Source organism: Streptomyces sp. NPDC093018, assembly GCF_040684035.1.
GTDB lineage: Bacteria > Actinomycetota > Actinomycetes > Streptomycetales > Streptomycetaceae > Streptomyces > Streptomyces murinus.
Window position 1 is genome coordinate 38557 of sequence record NZ_JBFBFF010000004.1, and the last position, 21442, is coordinate 59998.

The 21442-nt window shown below is 71.0% G+C and carries 22 protein-coding genes, 1 tRNA gene and 1 riboswitch; of the genes, 10 read left to right on the plus strand and 13 right to left on the minus strand.

Going from position 1 to position 21442, the window contains the following annotated elements; all coding sequences use genetic code 11:
• Positions 1–4 precede the first annotated feature (4 nt).
• The 3 genes from AB0N90_RS10680 to AB0N90_RS10690 all read right to left on the minus strand — a co-directional run bounded on the left by AB0N90_RS10680 (position 5) and on the right by AB0N90_RS10690 (position 3184).
• Complete coding sequence (locus AB0N90_RS10680; RefSeq protein ID WP_365194834.1) at positions 5–199, minus strand: hypothetical protein; 195 nt, start codon at positions 197–199, stop codon at positions 5–7.
• A gap of 236 nt (positions 200–435) precedes the next feature.
• A complete protein-coding gene (locus AB0N90_RS10685; RefSeq protein WP_365194836.1) occupies positions 436–1701 on the minus strand; it encodes a PTS transporter subunit EIIC in 1266 nt (421 codons plus the stop codon).
• Between the two features lie 190 nt (positions 1702–1891).
• Positions 1892–3184: a PTS transporter subunit EIIC gene (locus tag AB0N90_RS10690; protein ID WP_365194838.1), complete on the minus strand. Its 1293-nt coding sequence runs from the start codon at positions 3182–3184 to the stop codon at positions 1892–1894.
• A 211-nt stretch (positions 3185–3395) separates the two neighbouring features.
• On the opposite strand from AB0N90_RS10690, the gene AB0N90_RS10695 reads away from it, so the two are divergent.
• The 3 genes from AB0N90_RS10695 to AB0N90_RS10705 all read left to right on the plus strand — a co-directional run bounded on the left by AB0N90_RS10695 (position 3396) and on the right by AB0N90_RS10705 (position 4949).
• Positions 3396–3629 carry a glucose PTS transporter subunit EIIB gene (locus tag AB0N90_RS10695; RefSeq protein WP_037651475.1) on the plus strand — a complete coding sequence of 78 codons (234 nt, stop codon included), beginning with the start codon at positions 3396–3398 and terminating at the stop codon, positions 3627–3629.
• Between the two features lie 121 nt (positions 3630–3750).
• Entirely contained in the window at positions 3751–4488 is a 738-nt protein-coding gene (gene rph / locus AB0N90_RS10700; protein WP_365194841.1) for a ribonuclease PH, read from the plus strand.
• A gap of 74 nt (positions 4489–4562) precedes the next feature.
• Positions 4563–4949, plus strand: coding sequence for a hypothetical protein (locus tag AB0N90_RS10705; RefSeq protein WP_365194844.1), 387 nt, complete (start codon positions 4563–4565; stop codon positions 4947–4949).
• Between the two features lie 25 nt (positions 4950–4974).
• Here AB0N90_RS10705 and AB0N90_RS10710 read toward each other — a convergent pair whose 3' ends face one another.
• Genes AB0N90_RS10710 through AB0N90_RS10725 form a run of 4 tightly spaced genes read right to left on the minus strand, consistent with a single transcriptional unit; the run spans position 4975 to position 8227 of the window.
• On the minus strand, positions 4975–5634 hold the full coding sequence (locus AB0N90_RS10710; RefSeq protein ID WP_365194847.1) for a DUF1707 domain-containing protein: 660 nt from the start codon (positions 5632–5634) through the stop codon (positions 4975–4977).
• Positions 5635–5643: 9 nt separating this feature from the next.
• Positions 5644–6606 carry an ATP-binding cassette domain-containing protein gene (locus AB0N90_RS10715; protein WP_365194850.1) on the minus strand — a complete coding sequence of 321 codons (963 nt, stop codon included), beginning with the start codon at positions 6604–6606 and terminating at the stop codon, positions 5644–5646.
• 6 nt (positions 6607–6612) lie between these two features.
• Positions 6613–7377, minus strand: a complete 765-nt coding sequence (locus tag AB0N90_RS10720) for an ABC transporter permease (RefSeq protein WP_365195771.1) — start codon at positions 7375–7377, stop codon at positions 6613–6615.
• Between the two features lie 49 nt (positions 7378–7426).
• The gene (locus AB0N90_RS10725) at positions 7427–8227 is read right to left on the minus strand and encodes an ABC-2 family transporter protein (protein WP_365194853.1); all 801 of its coding nucleotides are present in this window, start codon (positions 8225–8227) and stop codon (positions 7427–7429) included.
• A 922-nt stretch (positions 8228–9149) separates the two neighbouring features.
• Here AB0N90_RS10725 and AB0N90_RS10730 point away from each other — a divergent pair.
• The gene (locus AB0N90_RS10730; RefSeq protein ID WP_365195774.1) at positions 9150–11990 is read left to right on the plus strand and encodes a transglycosylase domain-containing protein; all 2841 of its coding nucleotides are present in this window, start codon (positions 9150–9152) and stop codon (positions 11988–11990) included.
• Between the two features lie 8 nt (positions 11991–11998).
• On the opposite strand, the gene AB0N90_RS10735 is transcribed toward AB0N90_RS10730, so the two are convergent.
• The 3 genes from AB0N90_RS10735 to AB0N90_RS10745 all read right to left on the minus strand — a co-directional run bounded on the left by AB0N90_RS10735 (position 11999) and on the right by AB0N90_RS10745 (position 13261).
• Positions 11999–12316, minus strand: coding sequence for a multidrug efflux SMR transporter (locus tag AB0N90_RS10735; protein WP_085568544.1), 318 nt, complete (start codon positions 12314–12316; stop codon positions 11999–12001).
• Between the two features lie 36 nt (positions 12317–12352).
• A riboswitch (guanidine-III (ykkC-III) riboswitch) is annotated at positions 12353–12422 on the minus strand.
• A 77-nt stretch (positions 12423–12499) separates the two neighbouring features.
• On the minus strand, positions 12500–12859 hold the full coding sequence (locus tag AB0N90_RS10740; protein WP_085564939.1) for a co-chaperone GroES: 360 nt from the start codon (positions 12857–12859) through the stop codon (positions 12500–12502).
• A 75-nt stretch (positions 12860–12934) separates the two neighbouring features.
• Positions 12935–13261 carry a DUF3618 domain-containing protein gene (locus AB0N90_RS10745; RefSeq protein ID WP_037651488.1) on the minus strand — a complete coding sequence of 109 codons (327 nt, stop codon included), beginning with the start codon at positions 13259–13261 and terminating at the stop codon, positions 12935–12937.
• Between the two features lie 103 nt (positions 13262–13364).
• Between AB0N90_RS10745 and bcp the strand changes: the two genes are divergently transcribed.
• The 4 genes from bcp (at position 13365) to AB0N90_RS10765 (ending at position 15396) form a co-directional block, all read left to right on the plus strand.
• Positions 13365–13832, plus strand: coding sequence for a thioredoxin-dependent thiol peroxidase (gene bcp / locus AB0N90_RS10750; RefSeq protein WP_361668639.1), 468 nt, complete (start codon positions 13365–13367; stop codon positions 13830–13832).
• 144 nt (positions 13833–13976) lie between these two features.
• Positions 13977–14633: an HNH endonuclease gene (locus AB0N90_RS10755; RefSeq protein ID WP_365194856.1), complete on the plus strand. Its 657-nt coding sequence runs from the start codon at positions 13977–13979 to the stop codon at positions 14631–14633.
• Positions 14630–15295, plus strand: coding sequence for an HNH endonuclease signature motif containing protein (locus tag AB0N90_RS10760; protein ID WP_365194858.1), 666 nt, complete (start codon positions 14630–14632; stop codon positions 15293–15295). The genes AB0N90_RS10755 and AB0N90_RS10760 overlap by 4 nt, the downstream gene beginning before the upstream one ends.
• 25 nt (positions 15296–15320) lie before the next feature.
• Positions 15321–15396, plus strand: a tRNA-Leu gene (locus AB0N90_RS10765).
• 52 nt (positions 15397–15448) lie between these two features.
• Here the strand turns inward: AB0N90_RS10765 and rdgB are convergent.
• Complete coding sequence (rdgB, locus tag AB0N90_RS10770; protein ID WP_361668632.1) at positions 15449–16051, minus strand: RdgB/HAM1 family non-canonical purine NTP pyrophosphatase; 603 nt, start codon at positions 16049–16051, stop codon at positions 15449–15451.
• Between the two features lie 265 nt (positions 16052–16316).
• A complete protein-coding gene (locus AB0N90_RS10775; protein WP_365194861.1) occupies positions 16317–17780 on the minus strand; it encodes an SGNH/GDSL hydrolase family protein in 1464 nt (487 codons plus the stop codon).
• Between the two features lie 131 nt (positions 17781–17911).
• Here AB0N90_RS10775 and AB0N90_RS10780 point away from each other — a divergent pair, with 131 nt between their 5' ends.
• On the plus strand, positions 17912–19228 hold the full coding sequence (locus AB0N90_RS10780) for a DUF445 domain-containing protein (protein WP_365194863.1): 1317 nt from the start codon (positions 17912–17914) through the stop codon (positions 19226–19228).
• 96 nt (positions 19229–19324) lie between these two features.
• Positions 19325–21067, plus strand: a complete 1743-nt coding sequence (locus AB0N90_RS10785) for an MFS transporter (RefSeq protein ID WP_365194866.1) — start codon at positions 19325–19327, stop codon at positions 21065–21067.
• 34 nt (positions 21068–21101) lie between these two features.
• Here AB0N90_RS10785 and AB0N90_RS10790 read toward each other — a convergent pair whose 3' ends face one another.
• The gene (locus AB0N90_RS10790) at positions 21102–21404 is read right to left on the minus strand and encodes a hypothetical protein (protein WP_085564931.1); all 303 of its coding nucleotides are present in this window, start codon (positions 21402–21404) and stop codon (positions 21102–21104) included.
• Between the last annotated feature and the right edge of the window lie 38 nt (positions 21405–21442).

Sequence of the window (21442 nt, forward strand, 5' to 3'; positions counted from 1 at the left end):
CGCACTACAGCTTGTCGCAGCCCATCGACTTCCAGAGCTTGTAGTAGTCCCCGTAGCTGCAGGACATCGGGTTGCCGATCTGGGCGAAGACCCACTCGCACTGGGCGCGGCTCGGCTTCTTGCCCTCGCCGGAGGCGGCGGCGGCCTCCTCGTCGGTGAGCGCGGCGAACTTCAGGTCACGCAGAGCTTGAAGGCTCATATTTTCCCCACTGGTTGTCGGTCACGGCCGTGTTCGGCCTGGTCAAAACCCTAGGCACCGAATTCCGGAACGATCAAGGGAGTTGGATCGGTGAGCATGATCACTGGATCTTCGGGGCCGGGAATTCCGTCTGACGAAGAAGGGGGAAACGGCCGGCAGCGTATATGCGGGTACGCCGAATTCCCCGGCCTGTCGACAGGCCGGGGAATTCGGCGCGGAAGTGGTTTCCGGGAGCCTTACTTGGCCTCGGCCTTCGCGAGTTCGGCGAGTTCCTCGTCGGACTCGCGGCCCGGGGTGGGCAGGTTGAACTTGGTGATGGCGAAGCGGAAGACGACGTAGTAGACGGCGCCGAAGCAGAGGCCGACCAGGGCCAGGCCCCATGGGTTGCTCGCGATGCCCAGGTTCAGCAGGAAGTCGATCGCGCCGGCGGAGAAGCCGAACCCGTCCTTCATGCCCAGCGCCCAGGTCAGCGCCAGCGCGACACCGGTGAGCACCGCGTGGATCGCGTACAGGGCCGGGGCGATGAACATGAACGTGAACTCGATGGGCTCCGTGACGCCGGTGACGAAGGACGTCAGCGCGAGCGAGAGCATCATGCCGCCGACGACCTTGCGGCGCTCGGGGCGGGCGCAGTGCACGATGGCGAGGCAGGCGGCCGGCAGGCCGAACATCATGATCGGGAAGAAGCCGGTCATGAACTGACCCGCGGTCGGGTCACCGGCCAGGAAGCGGGCGATGTCGCCGCTCTTGCCGTGGTACTCGCCGGCCTGCAGCCAGGGGAAGGAGTTCAGCAGGTGGTGCATGCCGATCGGGAGCAGCGCACGGTTGGCGACACCGAAGATGCCCGCGCCGATCGCGCCCGACCCGACCAGCCACTCGCCGAAGTTGTGCAGACCCGTACCGAGGACCGGCCAGATGTAACCGAAGACGACACCGAGCACCAGACCGGCGAAGGCCGAGAGGATCGGGACGAGCCGGCGGCCACCGAAGAAGCCCGCCCAGTCGGGCAGCTTGGTGCGGTAGAACCGCTGGTATATGAGGGCGACGACGAGGCCCATCACCACACCGCCGAGGACCTTGGCGTCCGCCGTGGCGTCCACCATGACGACCTTGCCGTCGACGGCGGTGGCCACCTTCGGCAGGCTCTTGTCGGTGAACGTGCCCAGCACGTTCTTGAAGACCAGGTAGCCGACCACCGCGGCGAGCCCTGTCGAGCCGTCCGACTTCTTGGCGAAGCCGATCGCGATGCCGACCGCGAACAGCAGCGGCATGTTGTCGAGGATGGCGTTGCCGCCCGCCGACATGAAGGACGCGATCTTCGTCAGGAACGCCGGGAAGTCCGAGCGGCCCAGCATGTCGGTGTTGCCGAGGCGGACCAGCAGGGCGGCGGCCGGCAGCACCGCCACCGGCAGCATCAGGCTGCGGCCGATGCGCTGCAGCACAGCCATCACGCCGGCGCCCTTCTTCTTCTCGGCCGCCGGAGCGGTGGTCGCCGTGGTCACTGTTCCTCCAGTAGGCAAGGCGCCGCCCGGGAACCATGGAAGGGGACGGCAGCGTCTCTGGTCTACACCACTCACTGGTGTAGACCTGTTGTAGCACGATGAAGGTGCCATAAGGAACCACGAATTCCGCGACCGGAGCGCTACGCGCCGTGCAGGGCGAGGCCGACGCCGCACGGGCGGGCCGGGGAGGTCAGAGTCCGGTCACGTCCTCGACCTCCGCCTCCGGCTCGCGGCCCGGGGTCTTGAGGTCGAAGCGGGTGATGGCGAAGCGGAAGACGGCGTAGTAGACCACCGCGAAGCACAGGCCGATCGGGATGATCAGCCATGGCTTGGTCGCCAGGTGCCAGTTGATGACGTAGTCGATCAGCCCCGCCGAGAAGCTGAAACCGTCGTGCACCCCGAGCGCCCATGTCACCGCCATCGACACCCCGGTCAGCACCGCGTGGATCGCGTACAGGACCGGCGCGATGAACATGAACGAGTACTCGATCGGCTCGGTGATCCCGGTGACGAACGACGTCAGCGCCACCGACAGCATCAGCCCGCCGACCTCCTTGCGGCGATGCGGCTTGGCACAGTGCGTGATCGCCAGCGCCGCGGCCGGCAGCGCGAACATCATGATCGGGAAGAAGCCCGAGGTGAACTGCCCCGCATGCGGATCACCCGCCAGGAACATGCTGATGTCACCGTGCACCACCGTCCCGTCCGGCTGGGTGTAGCTGCCGAACTGGAACCAGATGGGCACGTTCAGGAACTGGTGCAGGCCCACCACCAGCAGCGCCCGGTTGGTGACACCGAACAGCCCCGCCCCCCACGCCCCCGCCGCGTGCAGCCAGTGGCTGAAGCTCTCCAGCCCCGCGCCGATCGGCGGCCACACCCACAGGCACAGCGCCGCGAAGAGGATGGCCGCGAACGCCATGAGGATCGGCACCAGCCGACGTCCGTTGAAGAAGCCCAGCCAGTCCACCAGCCGCGTCCGGTGGAACCGCGCCCACAGGAACGCGGCCAGCAGCCCCAGCACGATCCCGCCGAAGACCCCCGGATTCTGGAAGGTGAACGCCGCAACCGTCCCGTCCCCGGCCCGGCAGCCGACCCCCGCCAGCGCCGTCGAACCGGCCGGGCAGTCCTGCGGGAACTGGTGCAGCACCCCGTAGTAGACGAGAAAGCCCGCGATCGCCGCGAGCGCCGTGGAGCCGTCCGCCTTCTTCGCCATCCCGATCGCCACGCCCACACAGAACAGCAGCGGCAGCCCCAGCGAACCGTCCAGCAGCGCCCCGCCCGCACCCCGCATCACCTTCGCGACCGTCGTCCAGCCCAGCCCGTCCGCGCCCACCACGCCCTGCTGCCCGAGCCCGATCAGCAGCCCCGCCGCCGGCAGCACCGCGATCGGCAACTGGAGGCTGCGCCCCATCTTCTGCAGCCCCTGGAACAGCCGGCCCCAGCGCTCCCGTGCCGCGCCCCCCGTCGCGCTCCCCTCGCTCATGGGCGTCCTCCGGCCACTCGGCGGCCACTCGACTCGGGCGCGGTGCCGCGACCGTGGTTTGGCGACCGTCCCTCCGCTGGTGTAGACCAGTTGCCCGGACGGTTCCGCTGTCGTGAACGCCATCTTTCGGCACGGACGGCATGACCGCTCGCGAAGATGGGCCAACTGTGGGTTACTGCGACAAAGCGGTTCGGATCAGGGGAGAAGCAACATGGCCAGCAAGGCTGAGAAGATCGTCGCCGGCCTCGGCGGGATCGACAACATCGAGGAGATCGAGGGCTGCATCACCCGCCTGCGCACCGAGGTGTCGGACCCCTCGCTCGTGAACGACGCCGCCCTGAAGGCCGCCGGTGCCCATGGCGTCGTCAAGATGGGCACCGCCGTCCAGGTCGTCATCGGCACCGACGCCGACCCGATCGCCGCGGAGATCGAAGACATGATGTGAACCCCGGGATCCGTGCGGGACCCGTACGGGTTCCGCTGCGGGTTCCGCCGGGATTCACCGGTAAGGGGCTCTTCCCGACGCGGGAGGAGCCCCTTCCGTATCTACGGCTAGGCTCCATGCCATGTCTCGCATCGACGGCCGTACCCCCGATCAGCTCCGCCCGGTCACCATCGAACGCGGATGGAGCAAGCACGCCGAGGGCTCCGTCCTCGTCTCCTTCGGTGACACCAAGGTCTTCTGCACCGCCTCCGTGACCGAGGGCGTCCCGCGCTGGCGCAAGGGCAGTGGCGAGGGCTGGGTCACCGCGGAGTACTCCATGCTGCCCCGCGCCACCAACACCCGCGGCGACCGCGAGTCGGTCAAGGGCCGCATCGGCGGCCGCACCCACGAGATCTCCCGCCTCATCGGCCGCTCGCTGCGCGCCGTCATCGACTACAAGGCGCTCGGCGAGAACACCATCGTCCTCGACTGCGACGTCCTCCAGGCCGACGGCGGCACGCGTACGGCGGCCATCACCGGCGCGTACGTCGCCCTCGCCGACGCCGTCGCCTGGGCGCAGGGCAAGAAGCTGATCAAGGCCGGGCGGCAGCCGCTGACCGGCACGGTGAGCGCGGTCTCCGTCGGCATCGTCGGCGGCGTCCCCCTCCTCGACCTCTGCTACGAGGAGGACGTGCGCGCCGAGACCGACATGAACGTCGTCTGCACCGGCGACGGCCGCTTCGTCGAGGTCCAGGGCACCGCCGAGGCCGAACCGTTCGCGCGCGACGAGCTGAACGCGCTGCTCGACCTCGCCGTCGGCGGCTGCGACGCGCTGGCCGCGCACCAGCGGGCGGCCCTGGAAGCCGCGCTCGCCTCCTGACGGGCAACCCGGCGGCCCCTCCCCGCGTCCTACCTCTACGCAGTAGAGGGACATCCGGGGAGGGGAACATCATCATGGCCGCCAGCCGAGGCCGTCTCGCCGCCGTCATGGCGACCGCCGCGCTCACCGCAGGCCTCGTCGGCGGCTGCGGCGCCGTGCACAAGGCGATGGACTGTGTGCACACCGCCGACACCATCGCCGACAGCGTCACGGATCTTCAGCAGGCGGTGGAGAACGCCGCGCACGACCCCGGGCGGGCCGATTCCGCGCTCGACGCGATCGAGAAGAACGTGCGGAAGATCGGCGACAAGACGGCCGACACCGACGTCAACAAGGCGGTGGACGATCTGAACAAGGCGGTGGGCGGTGTTCGTACGGCCATCAAGAACGGTGACCGGACGCCCGACGTGGGGCCGGTGACGGATGCGGCGGGGGAGCTGACGAAGGGGTGCGCGAAGTAGCCGGCCGCGGGTCGGACAGGGCCCTCTAGTCGCGCAGCTCCTTGCGCTCCTTCTCGGCGCGCTTCAGCGACCGCTTGCTCGCCTTGCGCTCCACCCCCACCCCGCCCCAGAACGCGAAGCCCCCGATGACCACCCGCGGGGCGCCCGGCTCTGAGAGGCCCTCGTCCCGCGGGTGCTCGAACGCGCCCATGATGCCCAGACCGCGCACGACGACCTCGACGCCCGGCGGCACGGTGATCTGGGCGCCGCCCAGCAGGGCCACGATGTTGATCTCCACCTCGGCGTCGGCGAAGTTCGCGTCGCGCAGGTCGAGGTTGGCGCCGCCCAGGAACGCGAAGCACCTGAAGCGCTTGGGCACGGTCCAGCGGCCCTTGCGCTCGAAGCCGGACAGGATGGCGATGCCGCCCGAGGAGGAGCCCTCGCCGCCGACGATGCGGGAGGCCCAGCCGTCGTCCTGAACCGGCGCCTTGCTGAAGGAGACCGGCGCGGGGGCCGAGCCCGCGGGCAGATCGCGGGTGATCGGGACCAGCTCGCCGTACGTACGCGCCGCGTACGTCGCCTCCAGCCGCTCCTCGAACTCGCCCATGTCGAGGCGCCCTTCGGCGAGGGCGTCGCGCAGCACCTCGGCGACCCGTTCCCGGTCGGTGTCGGAGGCGCGGAGTTCGGGACGTGCGTCGTCGGTCATGGCAGCAGCCTACGAGACCGCCTTCTCCGCGTACATCTTCGCGATGACGGCCTCGATGTCCGGCTCCCGCACCGACAGGTCCACCAGCGGATACCGCGCCGCGAGATCCGCGACCAGCGGCGCGGCCGACTGCCCCGCCGGGAACGCCAGCCACTGCCGGGGCCCCTCCACCCGCACCACCCGCGCCGACGGCACAGCCACCGGCGGCAGCTCCCGCTCCAGGTCCACCACCAGGGTCCGCTCGCTCTCCCCGGCCTCGTGCAGCCCCGTGAGCGGACCGTCGTACATCAGCCGGCCGTGGTCGATCACCATCACCCGGGAGCACAGCTGCTCGATGTCCTGGAGGTCATGGGTGGTCAGCAGCACCGTCGTACCGCTCGCGGCGTTCAACTCCCGCAAGAATCCCCGCACCTTGGCCTTGGAGACGACGTCCAGGCCGATCGTCGGCTCGTCCAGGTACAGCACCTCCGGGTCGTGCAGCAGCGCCGCCGCGATGTCCCCGCGCATCCGCTGCCCCAGCGAGAGCTGGCGCACCGGGGTGTCCAACAGGGCGCGCAGCTCCAGGAGTTCGACCAGGCGGTCCAGGTTCTCCCGGTAACGGGCGTCCGGGATGCGGTACATGCGATGGGCCAGCCGGTAGGAGTCGAGCAGGGGCAGGTCCCACCACAGCGTGGTGCGCTGCCCGAACACCACCCCGATGCGCCGCGCGAGGCGCGCCCGCTCCCGCGAGGGGTCGATGCCCGCGACCCGCAGCCGGCCGCCGCTCGGCGTCAGGATGCCGGTCAGCATCTTGATCGTGGTGGACTTCCCGGCGCCGTTCGGCCCGATGTAGCCCACCATCTCCCCGCGCGCCACGGTGAACGACAGCGAGTCCACCGCCCGCACCTCGTGCCGCTCCCGCTTGAGGAAACCGGTCCTGCGGCGCACCGAGAAGACCTTCTCCACCTCTTCCAGCACGATGAAGTCGTCCATGTGGTCCTAGCTCCCTGTGCTCCGGTACGAACGAAGTCCCGCCCGCCAGGCCAGCCCGGCCAGCGCGCAGCAGCCCGCCGCCACCAGCGGGGTCGTCCAGGCCACCCAGCCCGGCAGGTCCAGCGGATACGGCCGCCCGAGGAGGTAGCTCGCGGGCAGCCAGTTGACGAAGGCCAGCGGCAGCACGAACGTCACCCCGCGCACCAGCTCCCTGCCGAACACCGTCGGCGGGTACTGGAGCAGCGTCGTACCGCCGTACGTGAACGCGTTCTGCACCTCGGCCGCGTCCTGCGCCACGAACTGGAAGGCCGCCCCCGAAACGAACACCGCGCAGAAGATCCCGCAGCCCGCGAGCAGCGCCACCGGCATCAGCAGCAGCCGGCCCACGCTCCAGTCGACGTCCAGCCGGGTCAGCGCCCAGCCCAGCACCAGCGAGCCCTGGGTCACCCGGCCGAGGCGCCGCAGCGCAAACCGGTCCGCCGCGACCTGCGCCAGTATCGGTGCCGGCCGCACCAGCAGCGCGTCCAGCGTGCCGTCCCGCAGCCGCTTGCCCAGCCGGTCCATCGAGCCGATCACCAGGTCCGCAAGCCCGAAGGAGACCGCCGACAGGCCGTACAGGAAGGCCACTTCGGGCAGCGTCCAGCCGCCGAGGGCACGCACCCGCGAGAACATCAGCATGATCGCGACGAAGTCGAAGAAGGTCGCCGCGAAACTCCCGAACGTGGTCATGGCGAACGACGCCCGGTACGCCATCGTCGACCGGATCCACATCCCGGCGATCAGCCCGTACGCCCGCACCCCCTCCGCGAGCCGCCCGCGCTCAGCCACCCTGCACCACCACCCGCCGCGTCGCCACCGACTGGAGCAGCCGTCCGGCGCCCAGCAGCGCCACGGCCCACGCCCCCTGGAACAGATACGTGCGCAGCGGATCCCCGTGTCCGAGCAGGATGTCCGCGGGCGCCTGCAGGAGCGAGGACCAGGGCAGGGCGCGTACGACGGTGCCGAGCGCCCCCGGGAACACGTTCAGCGGCAGCAGCATCCCCGAGCAGAAGTAGCCGAGCAGCCACGTCATCTGGCTCACCCCGGTGCCGTCCAGCAGCCAGAACGCGCTCAGTGCCACCAGATAGCGGATACCGAAGCCCACCAGCATCGCCAGCAGCACGGCCAGCAGGAACGCGGCCCAGGTGCCCGGGTCCGCCGGCAGGTACGCCGGAAAGACCAGCGCGCCGAAGACGAACGGCACCACGCCCCGCCCCAGCAGCTGGAAGAACGCCCGGCCCAGGTCGGCGGAGAGCCACCACAGCTGGAGGTCGGCCGGCCGGTACAGATCGATCGCCACGTCCCCCGTGCGGATGCGTTCCATCAGCTCGTCCTCGACGCCCCCGCCGCTGATCGCGAGCGTCGACAGGAAGGCCTGACCCAGCCACACATAGGTGACGGCCTGCGCCTGGTCGTATCCCCCCAGATGCGGTTTCAGGTCCCATAGGGCCTTGTAGGTGTAGACGAGAATGAGCCCGAAGACCGTGTTGGTGAAGACCCCTGCCGCAGTGGCGGCCTTATACGTCGCGTACCGTCTGAATCCCCCCAACGCGACGGCCGCGTACAACCGTCCCGCGCCCACGTCAGTCGACCTCCTCGGACCGCTCGACACCGAAGCGCAGGAGCCTAGTCCGGAGGCCCGGCGGCCTGCCACGCATTTTGTGGCCGAAGCGTGCCGGAATCCGGGAACGGAACGCCAGGTGCGAGAGTCTTCAAACGGGGGGCGCAGAAGGCGTACGAGGCGTACGGGAACGTACGACGCGAAACAGGAGTCCGTGCACGACATGAGCGACGAGCCACAGCCGCAGCAGCCGAAGGAAGGCGTGGCACCGGATGAGCCGCTGCCGGCTGCGAGGCCCGGGACCCCGACGCCGGGAGCTCCCACCACCCCGTCGGAGGGGGCCGGCCGAGTGAAGGACACCGAGGAATCGGGGAGGGACGAGGAGTCGGAGACGGCCGAGGCAGCGCGGCGGCCCGAGGGATCCGGGAAGACCGGGAGGCCCGAGGGCGCTGAGCGGGCCGAGGGGTCCGAGCGGACCGCCGGGAAGCCCGAGGGGCCCCAGCGGGCCGAGGGGCGCGCTGGGAAGTCCGACGCGTCCCGGACCGAGGGCGGCGACCGGGCCGGGTCCGGCGAGCGCGCCGCGCGGACCGAGGGCTCCGGCACGGCCGGATCGGCCGGGAAGACACAGGGCGCCGACGGCACCCGGGGCGCGGGCAAGACCCAGGGCGAGGACGCGCCCACCGGTGACCGAGGGGCGACCCGGGACTCCGGGGCGGCGGCCGCGGACGCGGCGCGCCGTTCCGTGCCCGCGCCCCAGGACCGTACGGCCTCCGTCGCCCGCGCCCGCCAGGCGGCGCGCGACGCCCGCACCGACAAGGGCGCGGCCCCGGCCGCCGAGGGCGAGGGCACCGCCGAGCGCGACGGGACCGGCAGGCCCACCGGCACCGGCAAGCCGCAGGTCCCGGGCGCCCGTACCCCCGAGCAGCCGGCCGAGAGCACCCAGGTGCTGCGCCGGATCACGCCGCCCCGGGAACCCCAGGACCCCGCGAAGGGATCCGGCAAGCCCGGTCAGCCCGGTCAGCCCGGCAAGCCGGGGCAGGACACCCCCGCACCCGAGACGACCCAGGTGCTCCGCCGCGTCAACGCCCCGCGCAAGGGCGAGCCCGGCGGCCCCGCCACGGCGGGCACGTCCACGACCGGGTCGAACGCGAGCGGACCCACCGGCCACACGACCGGCTCCCGGCGCCCCTCCCCCCGCGCGGCGGGCGCGGCCGCCGCGGGTGTCGCAGGTGCCGTGGGCGCCGCCGGCACCGCGAAGGCGGCGGGCACGGCCGGTGCCGCGGGTGCCGCGGGATTCGCCGGTGCCGCGAACGCCGCGAACGCTGCCGCCGGCGCCGCCTCCGGCCCCCGTACCGGCACCGGACCGACCCCCGGCCAGACGCCCCCCGCCGCCTCGGACGCCGCCACCGGCAACGGAGCGGACGACGGCAAGGGCAAGGGCAAGAAGAAGGCCAAGAAGCCCAAGCGCACCGGATGGCGGCGCCTCGTGCCGACCTGGAAGATGGTGCTCGGCACCTTCGTCCTCCTGGTGCTCGCGGTCGTCGGCCTGTTCTTCGTGGGCTACTCGCTCGTCAACATCCCGCCCGCCAACGCCCTCGCCACCAAGCAGGCGAACGTCTACCTCTACGCCGACGGCTCCCAGATCGCCCGCGACACCCGCGACAGCCAGGTGAACCGGGAGAAGGTCACCCTCGCCGAGATCTCCAAGAACGCCCAGCACGCCGTACTGGCCGCCGAGGACCGCGACTTCTACACCGAGTCCGCCATCGACCCCAAGGCGATGCTCCGCGCCGCCTGGAACACCGCGACCGGCAAGGGCAAGCAGTCCGGCTCCACGATCACCCAGCAGTACGTGAAGAACTACTACCTGGCCCAGGAACAGACGGTCACCCGTAAGGCCAAGGAGTTCTTCATCTCGATCAAGCTCGACCGGAACAAGTCCAAGGACGAGATCCTGGAGGGCTACCTCAACACCAGCTACTTCGGGCGCAACGCCTACGGCATCCAGGCCGCCGCCCAGGCCTACTACGGCCGCGACGCCAAGGACCTCGACCCGGCCCGCGCCGCCTACCTCGCCGCGCTCGTCAACGCGCCCAGCGAGTACGACGTCGTCGCGCACCCGGAGAACAAGTCCGCGGCCGTGGCCCGCTGGAACTACGTCCTGGACGGCATGGTCAAGCAGGGCTGGCTCAGCCAGTCCGAGCGCACCGGGATGAAGTTCCCGATGCCGAAGGAGCAGACGCTGTCCACCGGCATGTCCGGCCAGCGCGGCTACCTCGTGGACGCCGTCAAGCACTACCTGATCGCGAACCACATCCTCGACTCCGACCAGCTGGAGGCCGGTGGCTACCGCATCACCACCACCATCCAGAAGAGCAAGCAGGACGCCTTCGTCAAGGCCGTGAACGACCAGCTGGTCTCCAAGCTGGACAAGAAGACCTTCAAGGCCGACAACTACGTCCGCGCGGGCGGCGCCTCCGTCGACCCCAAGACCGGCCAGGTCGTCGCCATGTACGGCGGCATCGACTACGTGAAGCAGTACACCAACGGCGCGACCCGCGGTGACTTCCAGGTCGGCTCCACCTTCAAGCCGTTCGTCTTCGCCTCCGCGGTGCAGAACGGGTCCACCACCCAGGACGGCCGCCGCATCACCCCGAACACCCAGTACGACGGCACCAACGAGCGCCCCGTACAGGGCTGGAGCGGCGGCGCGTACGCCCCGCAGAACGAGGACCAGAAGTCGTACGGCCAGATCACCGTCACCAAGGCCACCGACCTGTCGGTGAACGCGGTGTACGCGCAGATGGCCGTCGACGTCGGCCCGAGCAAGGTCAAGCAGACCGCGATCGACCTGGGCATCCCCGCCGACACCCCGGACCTCCAGCCCTACCCGTCCATCGCGCTCGGCCCCGCCACCGCCAGCGTCCTGGACATGGCGGAGGGGTACGCCACGCTCGCCAACCACGGCAAGCACGGCACGTACACCATGGTCAAGAAGATCACCCGCAACGGCACCGACGAGGTCAAGCTGCCCGACAACACCGTCAAGCAGGCCGTCAGCCGCGCCGCCGCCGACACCACCACCGCCATGCTGAAGAGCGTGGTCCAGGGCGGCACCGCCACCGCCGCGCAGGCCTCGGGCCGGGTGGCGGCCGGTAAGACCGGTACCGCGGAGAACGACACCGCCGCCTGGTTCGCCGGCTACACCCCCGACCTCGCCACGGTCGTCTCCGTGATGGGCCAGGACCCGGTGACGGCCAAGCACATGCCGTTGTACGGCGCGCTCGGCCAGGCCCGTATGAACGGTGGCGGCCCGCCCACCCAGATCTGGGCCCAGTACACCCACGACGCGCTGAAGAACACCCCGGCCTCGTCCTTCGACCTCCAGCTCCAGGAGGGCGCGGACCAGCCGCAGCCGCCCGGCCCCGGCGACCCCAGCGCGTCCGCCAGCACGGACGGCGGCGACACCGGCGGCTCCACCGAGCCCGGCGGATCGCCGAGCGGCAGCCCCACCGACGGCGGCACCACCGGCACCCCGACCGACGGCGGCGCGACGACCGGCGATGACACCACCGGCGGCGACACCACGGGCGGCGGCACGACCGGCCCCGACCCGGCCACCGTCGGCGGCGGCACGGGCGGCGATCCCACCACCGGCGGCGCCGCCGGGGCGGGCGGCGCCCCGGGCGGCGGCGGTACGGCGACAGGAGGCGGCGGCACGGCCGCGGGCGGCGGCACCGGCACCATCGCCGGGGGCAACCCCGGCGGCGGCCCCGGCACCTGAGCCGAGCGTCAGCCGCTGGTCGCCTTCAGCCCCACCACGGCGACCAGCAGCAGACACACGAAGAAGATCCGGGCGGCGGTGACCGGCTCACCGAGCACCACCATGCCGAGCACCGCCGCCCCGGCCGCGCCGATACCGACCCACACCCCGTAGGCGGTACCGATGGGCAGGGACCGGGCCGCGTACGACAGCAGCACCATGCTGGCGACGATCCCGGCACCGGTGAGCACACTGGGCACCGGCCGGGTGAAACCCTCGCTGTACTTCATCCCGATCGACCAGCCCACTTCCAGCAGACCGGCCACGACAAGCAGAACCCAGGCCACGACGGCCACCTCCGAGACGTACGACGTTTCTCTTCCGGTGCGTCGTCTTTGCCTGCATCCCGGTACGGCGCGTCTCGTCGGGCTCACTCCCGAACCTAGCAAAACCATGAGGAAGAGGGCTGGTGACCATGGTCACCAGCCCTCTTCCTCATGGTTCTGGGCCCTACGGCCTCTGCCGCGGCCTCACAGATAGAGCCCGGTCGAGTCCTCCGAGCCCTCGAACCGGTCCGCGGCCACGGCATGCAGGTCGCGCTCGCGCATGAGCACGTACGCCGTGCCCCGCACCTCGACCTCGGCCCGGTCCTCCGGGTCGAACAGGACGCGGTCGCCGGGCTCCACGGTCCGTACGTTCTGGCCCACCGCGACGACCTCGGCCCAGGCCAGCCGGCGTCCGACCGCCGCGGTGGCGGGAATCAGGATGCCGCCCCCCGACCGCCGCTCGCCCTCACCGGTCTCCTGCTTGACCAGCACCCGGTCGTGCAGCATCCGGATGGGCAGCTTGTCGTGCTGCGGGGTGCTCTGCTCGTGTCTCTTGGCGCTCACGCCTCGAACCTACCTGCCTTCCACGCACCCGTGGCCCCCTGGGTGGCCATCGTCCGCACCCGGTCGCCCGCGGGGTCAGCGCCCGCGCCGCCGGGACAGGGCGACGAGGCCCACCACCCCGACGACCACGAGCGCGGCCGGCACGACCCGCTCCGCGCGCAGCCGGCCATCCTCATCCGTGAACTGCGCCCTGACCTCGCTCACCACCCGGTTGACCTGCACATACGCACGTCCGACGGTGTGGTCGATATTGGCCACGGCCTTGGCCTTCACATCTCCGACGATCGTCTTCGGGTGCACCCGCACCCCGATCTCGTCGAGCGTCTCGGCCAGCACTTCGCGGCGGCGCCTGATGTCCGCCTCGATCTGCGCCGGGGTTCTGGTGTCCGCCGTGTCCGCCACCGTACGGCCTCCGAAGTCTGCCGAAATCCTGCTGTCCTGTTCCGGACAGTCTGTCAGCTCCTGCCCGCGCCGCACCGCAAGGGGCCCCGGTTACGCTGGTCCGATGAGCGAGCGACTCCAGCCGGGGGACGTGGCCCCCGCCTTCACCCTTCCGGACGCCGACGGTAACGAGGTCTCCCTCGCGGGCCACAAGGGCCGCAAGGTCATCGTGTACTTCTACCCCGCGGCGCTTACCCCGGGCTGCACCAAGCAGGCCTGCGACTTCACCGACAACCTCGACCTGCTGGCCGGCGCCGGCTACGACGTCATCGGCATCTCCCCGGACACCCCGGACAAGCTTGCCAAGTTCCGCGAGAAGGAGTCCCTCAAGGTCACCCTCGTCGCCGACCCCGACAAGAAGGCCGCCGAGTCCTACGCCGCCTTCGGCGAGAAGAAGAACTACGGCAAGACCTACATGGGCATCATCCGCTCCACGTTCGTCGTCGACGAGGACGGCAAGATCTCCCACGCCTTCTACAACGTCCGCGCGACCGGCCATGTAGCCAAGATCATCAAGGATCTGGGTATCTGATCCGTTCCACCTCTGCCTTCGACGGCGGCCCGCACCAGCTCGTTCTGGCGCGGGCCGCTTTCCGTCTCCCCCCGTGACCGTCCGACAGCCGGTTCGTTGATCCATGCGGGCTACGAACACCTGCCCGGACCGGAGGGGGGCTCGATGAGGACCAGCGCGTACACCAGGGAGCGGCTGCAGGAGGCGGCTCGCGGGGCACGGACGTTGTCGGAGGCGTTGGAGAGGCTGGGGGTGGATCCGGGGAGTTCGACGCGGCGGTACCTCCTGGGGCGGATGAAGAAACTCGGCGTCGACGTCTCTCACTTCGAGCGGGAGGGGGTGAAATGGACGAAGGAACTGCTTGAGGAAGCCGTCGCCGCCTCCACGAACATGTGCGAGGTGCTGCGCCGTCTCGGTCTGGAAGTCGTCGGCGGCCACCACACGCACATCAGCCGCAGGATCAAGGCGTACGGGATCGATACCTCGCACTTCCGGATGCCGACGCAGCGAGGGAAGGCTTGCCGTGCCCGCACACCGGAGGCTCTGCTCGCCGAGCAGCCTGCCGGCCAGGCCCGGCGCATCCAGGGCGACCGCCTCAAGCGGGCGATGACGACCCTCGGGGTGCCGGAACGCTGCGCTCGCTGCGGCACGGATCCGGTGTGGCGGGGCCGCCCGCTGCCCCTGGAGGTCGACCACATCGACGGCAACTGGCGGGACAACCGCATCGAGAACCTCCGGTTCCTCTGTCCCAACTGCCATTCGGTCACGGACAATTACCGGGGTCGGGGCAAGGGGCGTCACACGACGCCGGGCGCCCCATGAGCAGCGGCGTGCGGTACACCCGTGAGCGGCTGGCAGAGGCCGCCGAGCAGTGCACGAGCCTGGACGAGGTGATGGCCTTCTTCGGCACCCGGCCGTACGTCAATGCGCGCCGCCACCTCGCCAGGCGCTTCGCCCACTTCGGGATCGACATTTCGCACTTCGACCACCGCGGCGCCCTGACCGGGCGCAAGGGCCGCCCTGCCGCCCAGGAACTGCGTGCGGCGGTGGCCGAGTCGATCTCCATCGCCGGGACGCTGCGCCGCCTTCGGCGCTCGGATACCTGCGTACAGCGCGCGCTGTTGCGAAGATGGATCGCCGAGGCGGGCATCTCCACCGCGCACTTCCTGGGGCAGGCGCATCACAGAGGCAGGACCGGCACAGTGCGCGCGAAGCGCCCCGAGGACATCCTGGTCAAGCACGACGGCCGACGTCGGACACGCACCCGCCTGCTGCGTCGCGCGCTGCGCGAGGTGGGCGTACCGGAGCAGTGCACCGAGTGCGGCGTCGGTTCTGAGTGGCTCGGAGATCCCATGACGCTGGAGGTCGACCACATCGACGGAAACTGGTCCGACGATCGGCAGGAGAACTTACGGCTGCTGTGCCCCAACTGCCACGCAACGACCAGTACCTGGTGCAGAGGGGGCGGACGCCGAACGGCGTAGCACAGTACAGTGGAGCGCGGTCCACGCGCCCGTACGCCAACGGCCGAGCGGCGATCTTTAGGTGGTCGTGTTTGTCGGTTCGAATCCGACCGGGCGCACCAGCAGAATCGGCCCCGCACCTTCGTTTCCAAGGTGCGGGGCCGATTCGTAAAGTCAGCCGAGCAGCTCCCGCACCACCGGCACCAGTGCCCGGAACGCCTTGCCGCGGTGGCTGATGGCGTTCTTCTCGTCGGCGGTCAGTTCGGCGCAGGTGCGGGTGTCGCCGTCGGGCTGGAGGATCGGGTCGTAGCCGAAGCCGTTCGTGCCGGCGGGGTCGTGCCGCAGGGTGCCGCGCAGTTGGCCCTCGACCACGCGTTCCGTGCCGTCCGGCAGGGCCAGGGCGGCGGCGCAGGCGAAGTGGGCCGCGCGGTGTTCCTCGGCGATGTCGGCGATCTGGGCGAGGAGCAGATCGAGGTTGGCCTTGTCGTCGCCGTGCCGGCCGGCCCAGCGGGCGGAGAAGATGCCGGGGGCGCCGTTCATGACGTCCACGCACAGGCCGGAGTCGTCGGCGATCGCCGGCAGCCCGGTCGCCTGCGCCAGGGCGTGGGCCTTGAGCAGGGCGTTCTCGGCGAAGGTGACGCCGGTCTCCTTGACGTCGGGAATCTCGGGGTAGGCATCGGCGCCGACCAGCTCATGGGGGAGCCCGGCATCGGCCAGGATGGCCCTCAGCTCGATGATCTTTCCGGCATTACGGGTGGCGAGGATCAGGCGGGTCATGCCGCCCAGTATTCCTCGCCGCAACGGACCGTCGACGCCCGCCTCCGAGTGCCGAGGCCCGTACCGGACCGCCGACGCCGACGCCGGCCTCGGCTCCGAGTACCGCCGCCGTCGTACCCGCGGACTGACGCCCGCTGTCCACCATCGGCGCCGGCCCCCGAATCGCCGGCCCCCGAATCGCCGACGCCCGGCACGCCCGCCGACACGCCACCGGCGCCAGGTTCCGAGCGGCCGACGCCCGCCTCCGGGTGTCGGCCGCTCCGCCTCACAACTCCGTCTGCCCGCCGCCCTTCAGCGTCCGCAGGTCGAACACCTTGGCCATCGTGGCGAAGCCGAGGTCGCTGGGGTGGAGGTGGTCGCCGGAGTCGTAGTCGGGGCGCAGGCGGCGGGGGTCGTAGGGGTCGCGGAGGGCCTTGTCGAAGTCGGCGACCGCGTCGTACACCCCGCCCGCGCGGATCTGCGCGTTGATCTGCTGCCGTACGGCCTCCCGGGCCGGGGTCCAGCCCCGGTGGCCCTTGAACGGCATCAGGGTCGCCCCTACGACCTTCAGACCGCGCGCGTGGGCCTCGCGGACCAGGGTGCGCAGGCCGGTGAGGATGCGGTCGGGGCCGTCGAGACGCGGATCGCGCAGGATGTCGTTGATGCCGAGGTCGATGACGACCACCTTGACGTCGGTGCGGGAGAGCGCGTCGCGCCCGAAGCGGTTCAGTCCGCTCTGGTTCTCCGCGGGGCGGCCGAGCCCGTCGGCGAGGACCTGGTTGCCGCTGATGCCCTCGTTGACGACGCTGTAGCGCGGCAGCCGCTGCCCGCCCGCGAGCGCGGACCGCAGCCGGTCGCCGAGGACGTCGGGCCAGCGGCGGTTGGCGCCGACGGTGGAGGTGATGCCGTCGGTGATGGAGTCACCGAAGACGACGACCGTGCCGTCGGCCTCGTTGCTGAGCACGTCCAGCGCGGTCAGATACCGCCAGTACGGCGTCCGTTGGGTGTAGGGGGCACCGGTGGAGTCCTCGGTGCGGTCCCCGGTGGCGACGTACGAGGTCTGCTGCGCGTGCGGGTGGTAGGTGACCGGCCCGGAGGGGGTGGGGGAGTACGTGGTGACCAGGACGTCGGTGTCGTGGGGTATGAGCAGGCGCACCGCGTCGCTGACGACCTGTTCGCCCGCGGGTATGACGACACGGGTGGCGCCCCCGAAGGTGAGCCGCCGCATGGTGTCCTCGTCGGCCGCCGCCGTGGCGTCCCCCGCGGACAGCGCGAGGGTGGCGTGGGTGATGTCCAGCGGCGTCTGGCCGTAGAGGTTGGAGAGCGTGATCCGGGCACTCGTACCCCCGGCGTCCGCGTGCACGACGTTGCGCACGGAGTGGCCCGCGAGGCCGGCCGTCTCGGTGCCCGGTTCGCCGCCGACGGGGGCGCTCGCCCAGGAGCCGACCCAGGTGCCGGTGGAGACGGGCGCGGCGGAGCCGCGGTGCGGGCGGTCGTCGGCGAGGCTGCCGCCGCGGGTGTGGTCGCCGGCCGCGGCGGTGACGTAGATACCGGCGCTGACGGCCACCACCAGCGCGACGAGCGCGCCGAGCAGGGCGAGGTACTTGGTGCGGTGCTGTGCGCGGGGGGCCTCGGGGGCTCCGTCGGGGCGCGTGGTCACGCTCGTGCCGTTCTCCTCGGGAGGGGAGTCCCGGGTCTCCTCGGGGAGGGACCTCTGGGCTCCGATCTTGATGGGGTCATGATGCTTCATGGGCCGGGCCGCACCGTCGGGGCCCCGGGGCCCAGGCCCCCGCCGGAACAGACGCCGGGAACTCCTGTTCCGTTCCGGGAGTCGGTCAGGAGGGGACAATTGTGCGCGGGATCACCGAACGGGTGGAGCTGATGGAACCTACCGAGACCGGAACTGCCGGATCGGCCGTGTCGTCGTACCGGACGATGACGGCCTTCACCCCTGCCGACGAGGAGCGTCGGCGCGGGGTGCGGCGGATGAAACTCACCGCGACGGGCCTGCTGCTGTTCGTCGCCGTGGTCTACGTCCTGGCCAAGCTGGCCGGGAACGCGGGCGCCGGGGCGTGGGCGGACTACGTCTCCGCGGCGGCGGAGGCGGGCATGGTGGGTGCGCTGGCGGACTGGTTCGCGGTGACCGCGCTGTTCCGGCACCCGCTCGGGCTGCCGATCCCGCACACCGCGATCATTCCGACCAAGAAGGACCAGTTGGGTGTCTCGCTGGGCGAGTTCGTGGGGGAGAACTTCCTGTCCCAGGATGTCGTACGGCAGCGGCTGCGTGCCGTCGGCGTCGGGGCCCGGCTGGGTGCCTGGCTGGCCGAGCCGGAGCACGCGGACCGGGTGACGGCGGAGCTGGCGACCGCGTTGCGGGGCGCGCTCACGGTGTTGCGGGACTCGGATGTGCAGGCGGTGGTGGGGGAGGCGATCACCCGGCGGGCCGGGACCCGGGAGATCGCGCCGGGGCTCGGCAAGCTGCTGGAGAAGGTCGTCGCGGACGGCGGTCACAAGCGGGCCGTGGACCTGGTGGTCTCGCGGGCCCATGACTGGCTGGTGCTGCACGGCGACAATGTGATGGGCGCGGTGCAGGGCGGGGCGCCGGGCTGGACGCCGCGGTTCGTGGACCGCAAGATCGGTGAGCGGGTCTACAAGGAGCTGCTGCGGTTCTGCGCGGAGATGCGGGACATGCCGTCTCATCCGGCGCGTGGCGCCCTGGACCGTTTCCTGACCGATTTCGCCTCCGATCTGCAGTCGGACACCGAGACCCGGGCGCGGGTGGAGCGGCTGAAGGGCGAGGTGCTGGGCCGGGGCGAGGTGCAGGATCTGATCGCGTCCGCCTGGACGGCCGTACGGTCGATGATCGTCGCGGCGGCGGAGGACGAGCGCAGCGAGCTGCGGACGCGGCTGCGGTCGGCGCTGCTGTCCCTGGGCGCGCGGATGGCGAGTGAGCCGAAGATGCAGGAGAAGGTGGACAGCTGGCTGGAGGGCGCGGCGGTGCATGTCGTGACCACGTACCGGGCGGAGATCACCTCGCTGATCACGGACACGGTGGCGGGCTGGGACGCCGAGCACACCACCCGGAAGATCGAGGCGCACATCGGTCGCGATCTGCAGTTCATCCGGATCAATGGCACGGTGGTGGGATCACTGGCGGGGCTGCTGATCTTCACGGTGTCGCGGGCGGTGGGTGGCTGACGGCGGGTCATCCGGCGCCTGGAACGGCGGCGCGGGGGTATCCGTCGTCCTGCCGTCCTCCCGCTTCGGGGGGCGTCCTCGACAAGGAGGAAGCCGATGACAGGAGCCGAGAAGGCGTCCGCGGGGGCGTCCGCGGGGGCATCCCGGGAGGCCGGTGCGGGCGGCCGGGCGGGTGGCGGTGGCGGGTCGTACGGCAGCGGCCGGATGGGCGACGGCGGTGGGTCGTACGGCGGTGGCCGGGCGGGTGACGGCGGTGGGTCGTACGGCGGTGGCCGGAGGGGTGACGGCGGCGGGACGGGTGATGGCGGCGGGACGGGTGATGGCGGGCGGAGGGGTGACGGCGGGCGGACCGTCAGGACCGACATCCCCGCTCGCCTGGACCGCCTCCCGTGGTCCCGCTGGCACTGGACGATCGTGATCGGCCTCGGCACCGTATGGATTCTGGACGGCCTGGAGGTCACGGTCGTCGGCAACATCGCCAGCCGGTTGGCCGAACCGGGCAGCGGCCTGTCGATCACATCCGGTCAGATCACGGGCACGGCCGCCGCGCTGTACGTCGCGGGCGCGTGCGTGGGCGCGCTGTTCTGGGGGCGGCTGACCGACCGTTACGGCCGTAAGAAGCTGTTCATGATCACCCTGGCGGTGTATCTGGTGGCGACGGCCCTGACCGCGGTCTCCTGGGAGGCCTGGTGGTTCTTCCTCTTCCGCTTTCTGACCGGCTTCGGCATCGGCGGTGAGTACGCGGCGATCAACTCCGCGATCGACGAGCTGATCCCGGCCCACTACCGCGGCCGCGTCGACCTGATCATCAACGGCAGCTTCTGGCTGGGCGCGGTGGGCGGTTCGCTGCTGTCCATCGTGGCGCTGAACACCGGCCTGCTGCCGATGAACGTGGGCTGGCGGCTGACCTTCGCGCTGGGCGCCGTACTGGCGCTGGTGATCCTGCTCGTACGACGGCACGTCCCGGAGAGCCCGCGGTGGCTGCTGATCCACGGCCGGGACGAGGAGGCGGAGGAGATCGTCACCGGCATCGAACGGCAGGTGGAGGCGGAGAAGGGCATCCGGCTGCCGGCGACGGACGCGCGGCTGGCCATCCACCAGCGCAAGAGCGTCACCTTCCGGGAGATCGCCCACACGGTCTTCGGGCGGTACCGCAGGCGCGCGGTGCTCGGCTTCTCCCTCTTCATCGGGCAGGCGTTCCTGTACAACGCGATCACCTTCGGCTTCGGCGCGATCCTGACGAAGTTCTTCGCGGTGCCGACGGACCGTACGGGCTACTACTTCGCGGTCATCGCCGTCGGAAACTTCTGCGGCCCGCTGCTGCTGGGAAAGCTCTTCGACACGGTCGGCCGCCGGGTGATGATCTCCTCGACGTATCTGCTGTCGGGCCTGCTGCTGTTCGGCACGGCGTGGCTGTTCGACCGGGGTGTGCTCAGCGCGACGACGCTGACGGCGTGCTGGTGCGCGGTCCTCTTCTTCGCCTCGGCGGGCGCGTCCAGCGCCTATCTGACGGTGTCGGAGATCTTTCCGATGGAGACGCGCGCGATGTCCATCGCCTTCTTCTACGCCCTGGGTACGGCGGCCGGTGGCATCAGCGGCCCGCTGCTCTTCGCCGACCTCACCGGCACGGGCCGGGTCGGCGACACGGTCCTGGCCTTCTCCATCGGGGCGGCGCTGATGTGCGCGGCGGGCCTGGTGGCGGCGGCGCTGGCGGTACGGGCGGAACGGCGGCCGCTGGAGGAGGTGGCGACGCCGTTGACGGCGGTGGCGGAGGGTACGGCGGCGTCACCGGGTCCGGGCGCCGGCACCCAGGGCCCGCCGACGGTGGGCAGGCCGTGAGCCTGAGCCCTGGGTCTGTTTCCGGCTGTCCGGTTCAGGCCTTGCGGTCGGCGACGGCCCAGGAGGCGAGGGCGACGGCACCGGCGACGCCGAGGACGGAGGGCCAGGCGCCGATCTTCTTGGCGAGCGGGTGGGAGCCGGCGAAGGCGCCGACATAGGCGGCGGTCAGCACACCGGCGGTGGCGTTCCCGGCCTGCTTGCGCCACTGCTGTGCGGCGGCGGCACCGGCGACGGCGAGTACGGCCCCGCCGAGCGGCCGCTTCTTCGTCCACCGGGCGACTCCGTACCCACCGACGAGCCCGCTCGCGGCGACGACAGCGCTGGGAACCCTGGCCATGCATGCCTCCGAATGTCGTATCCGAACGTCGTATCCGG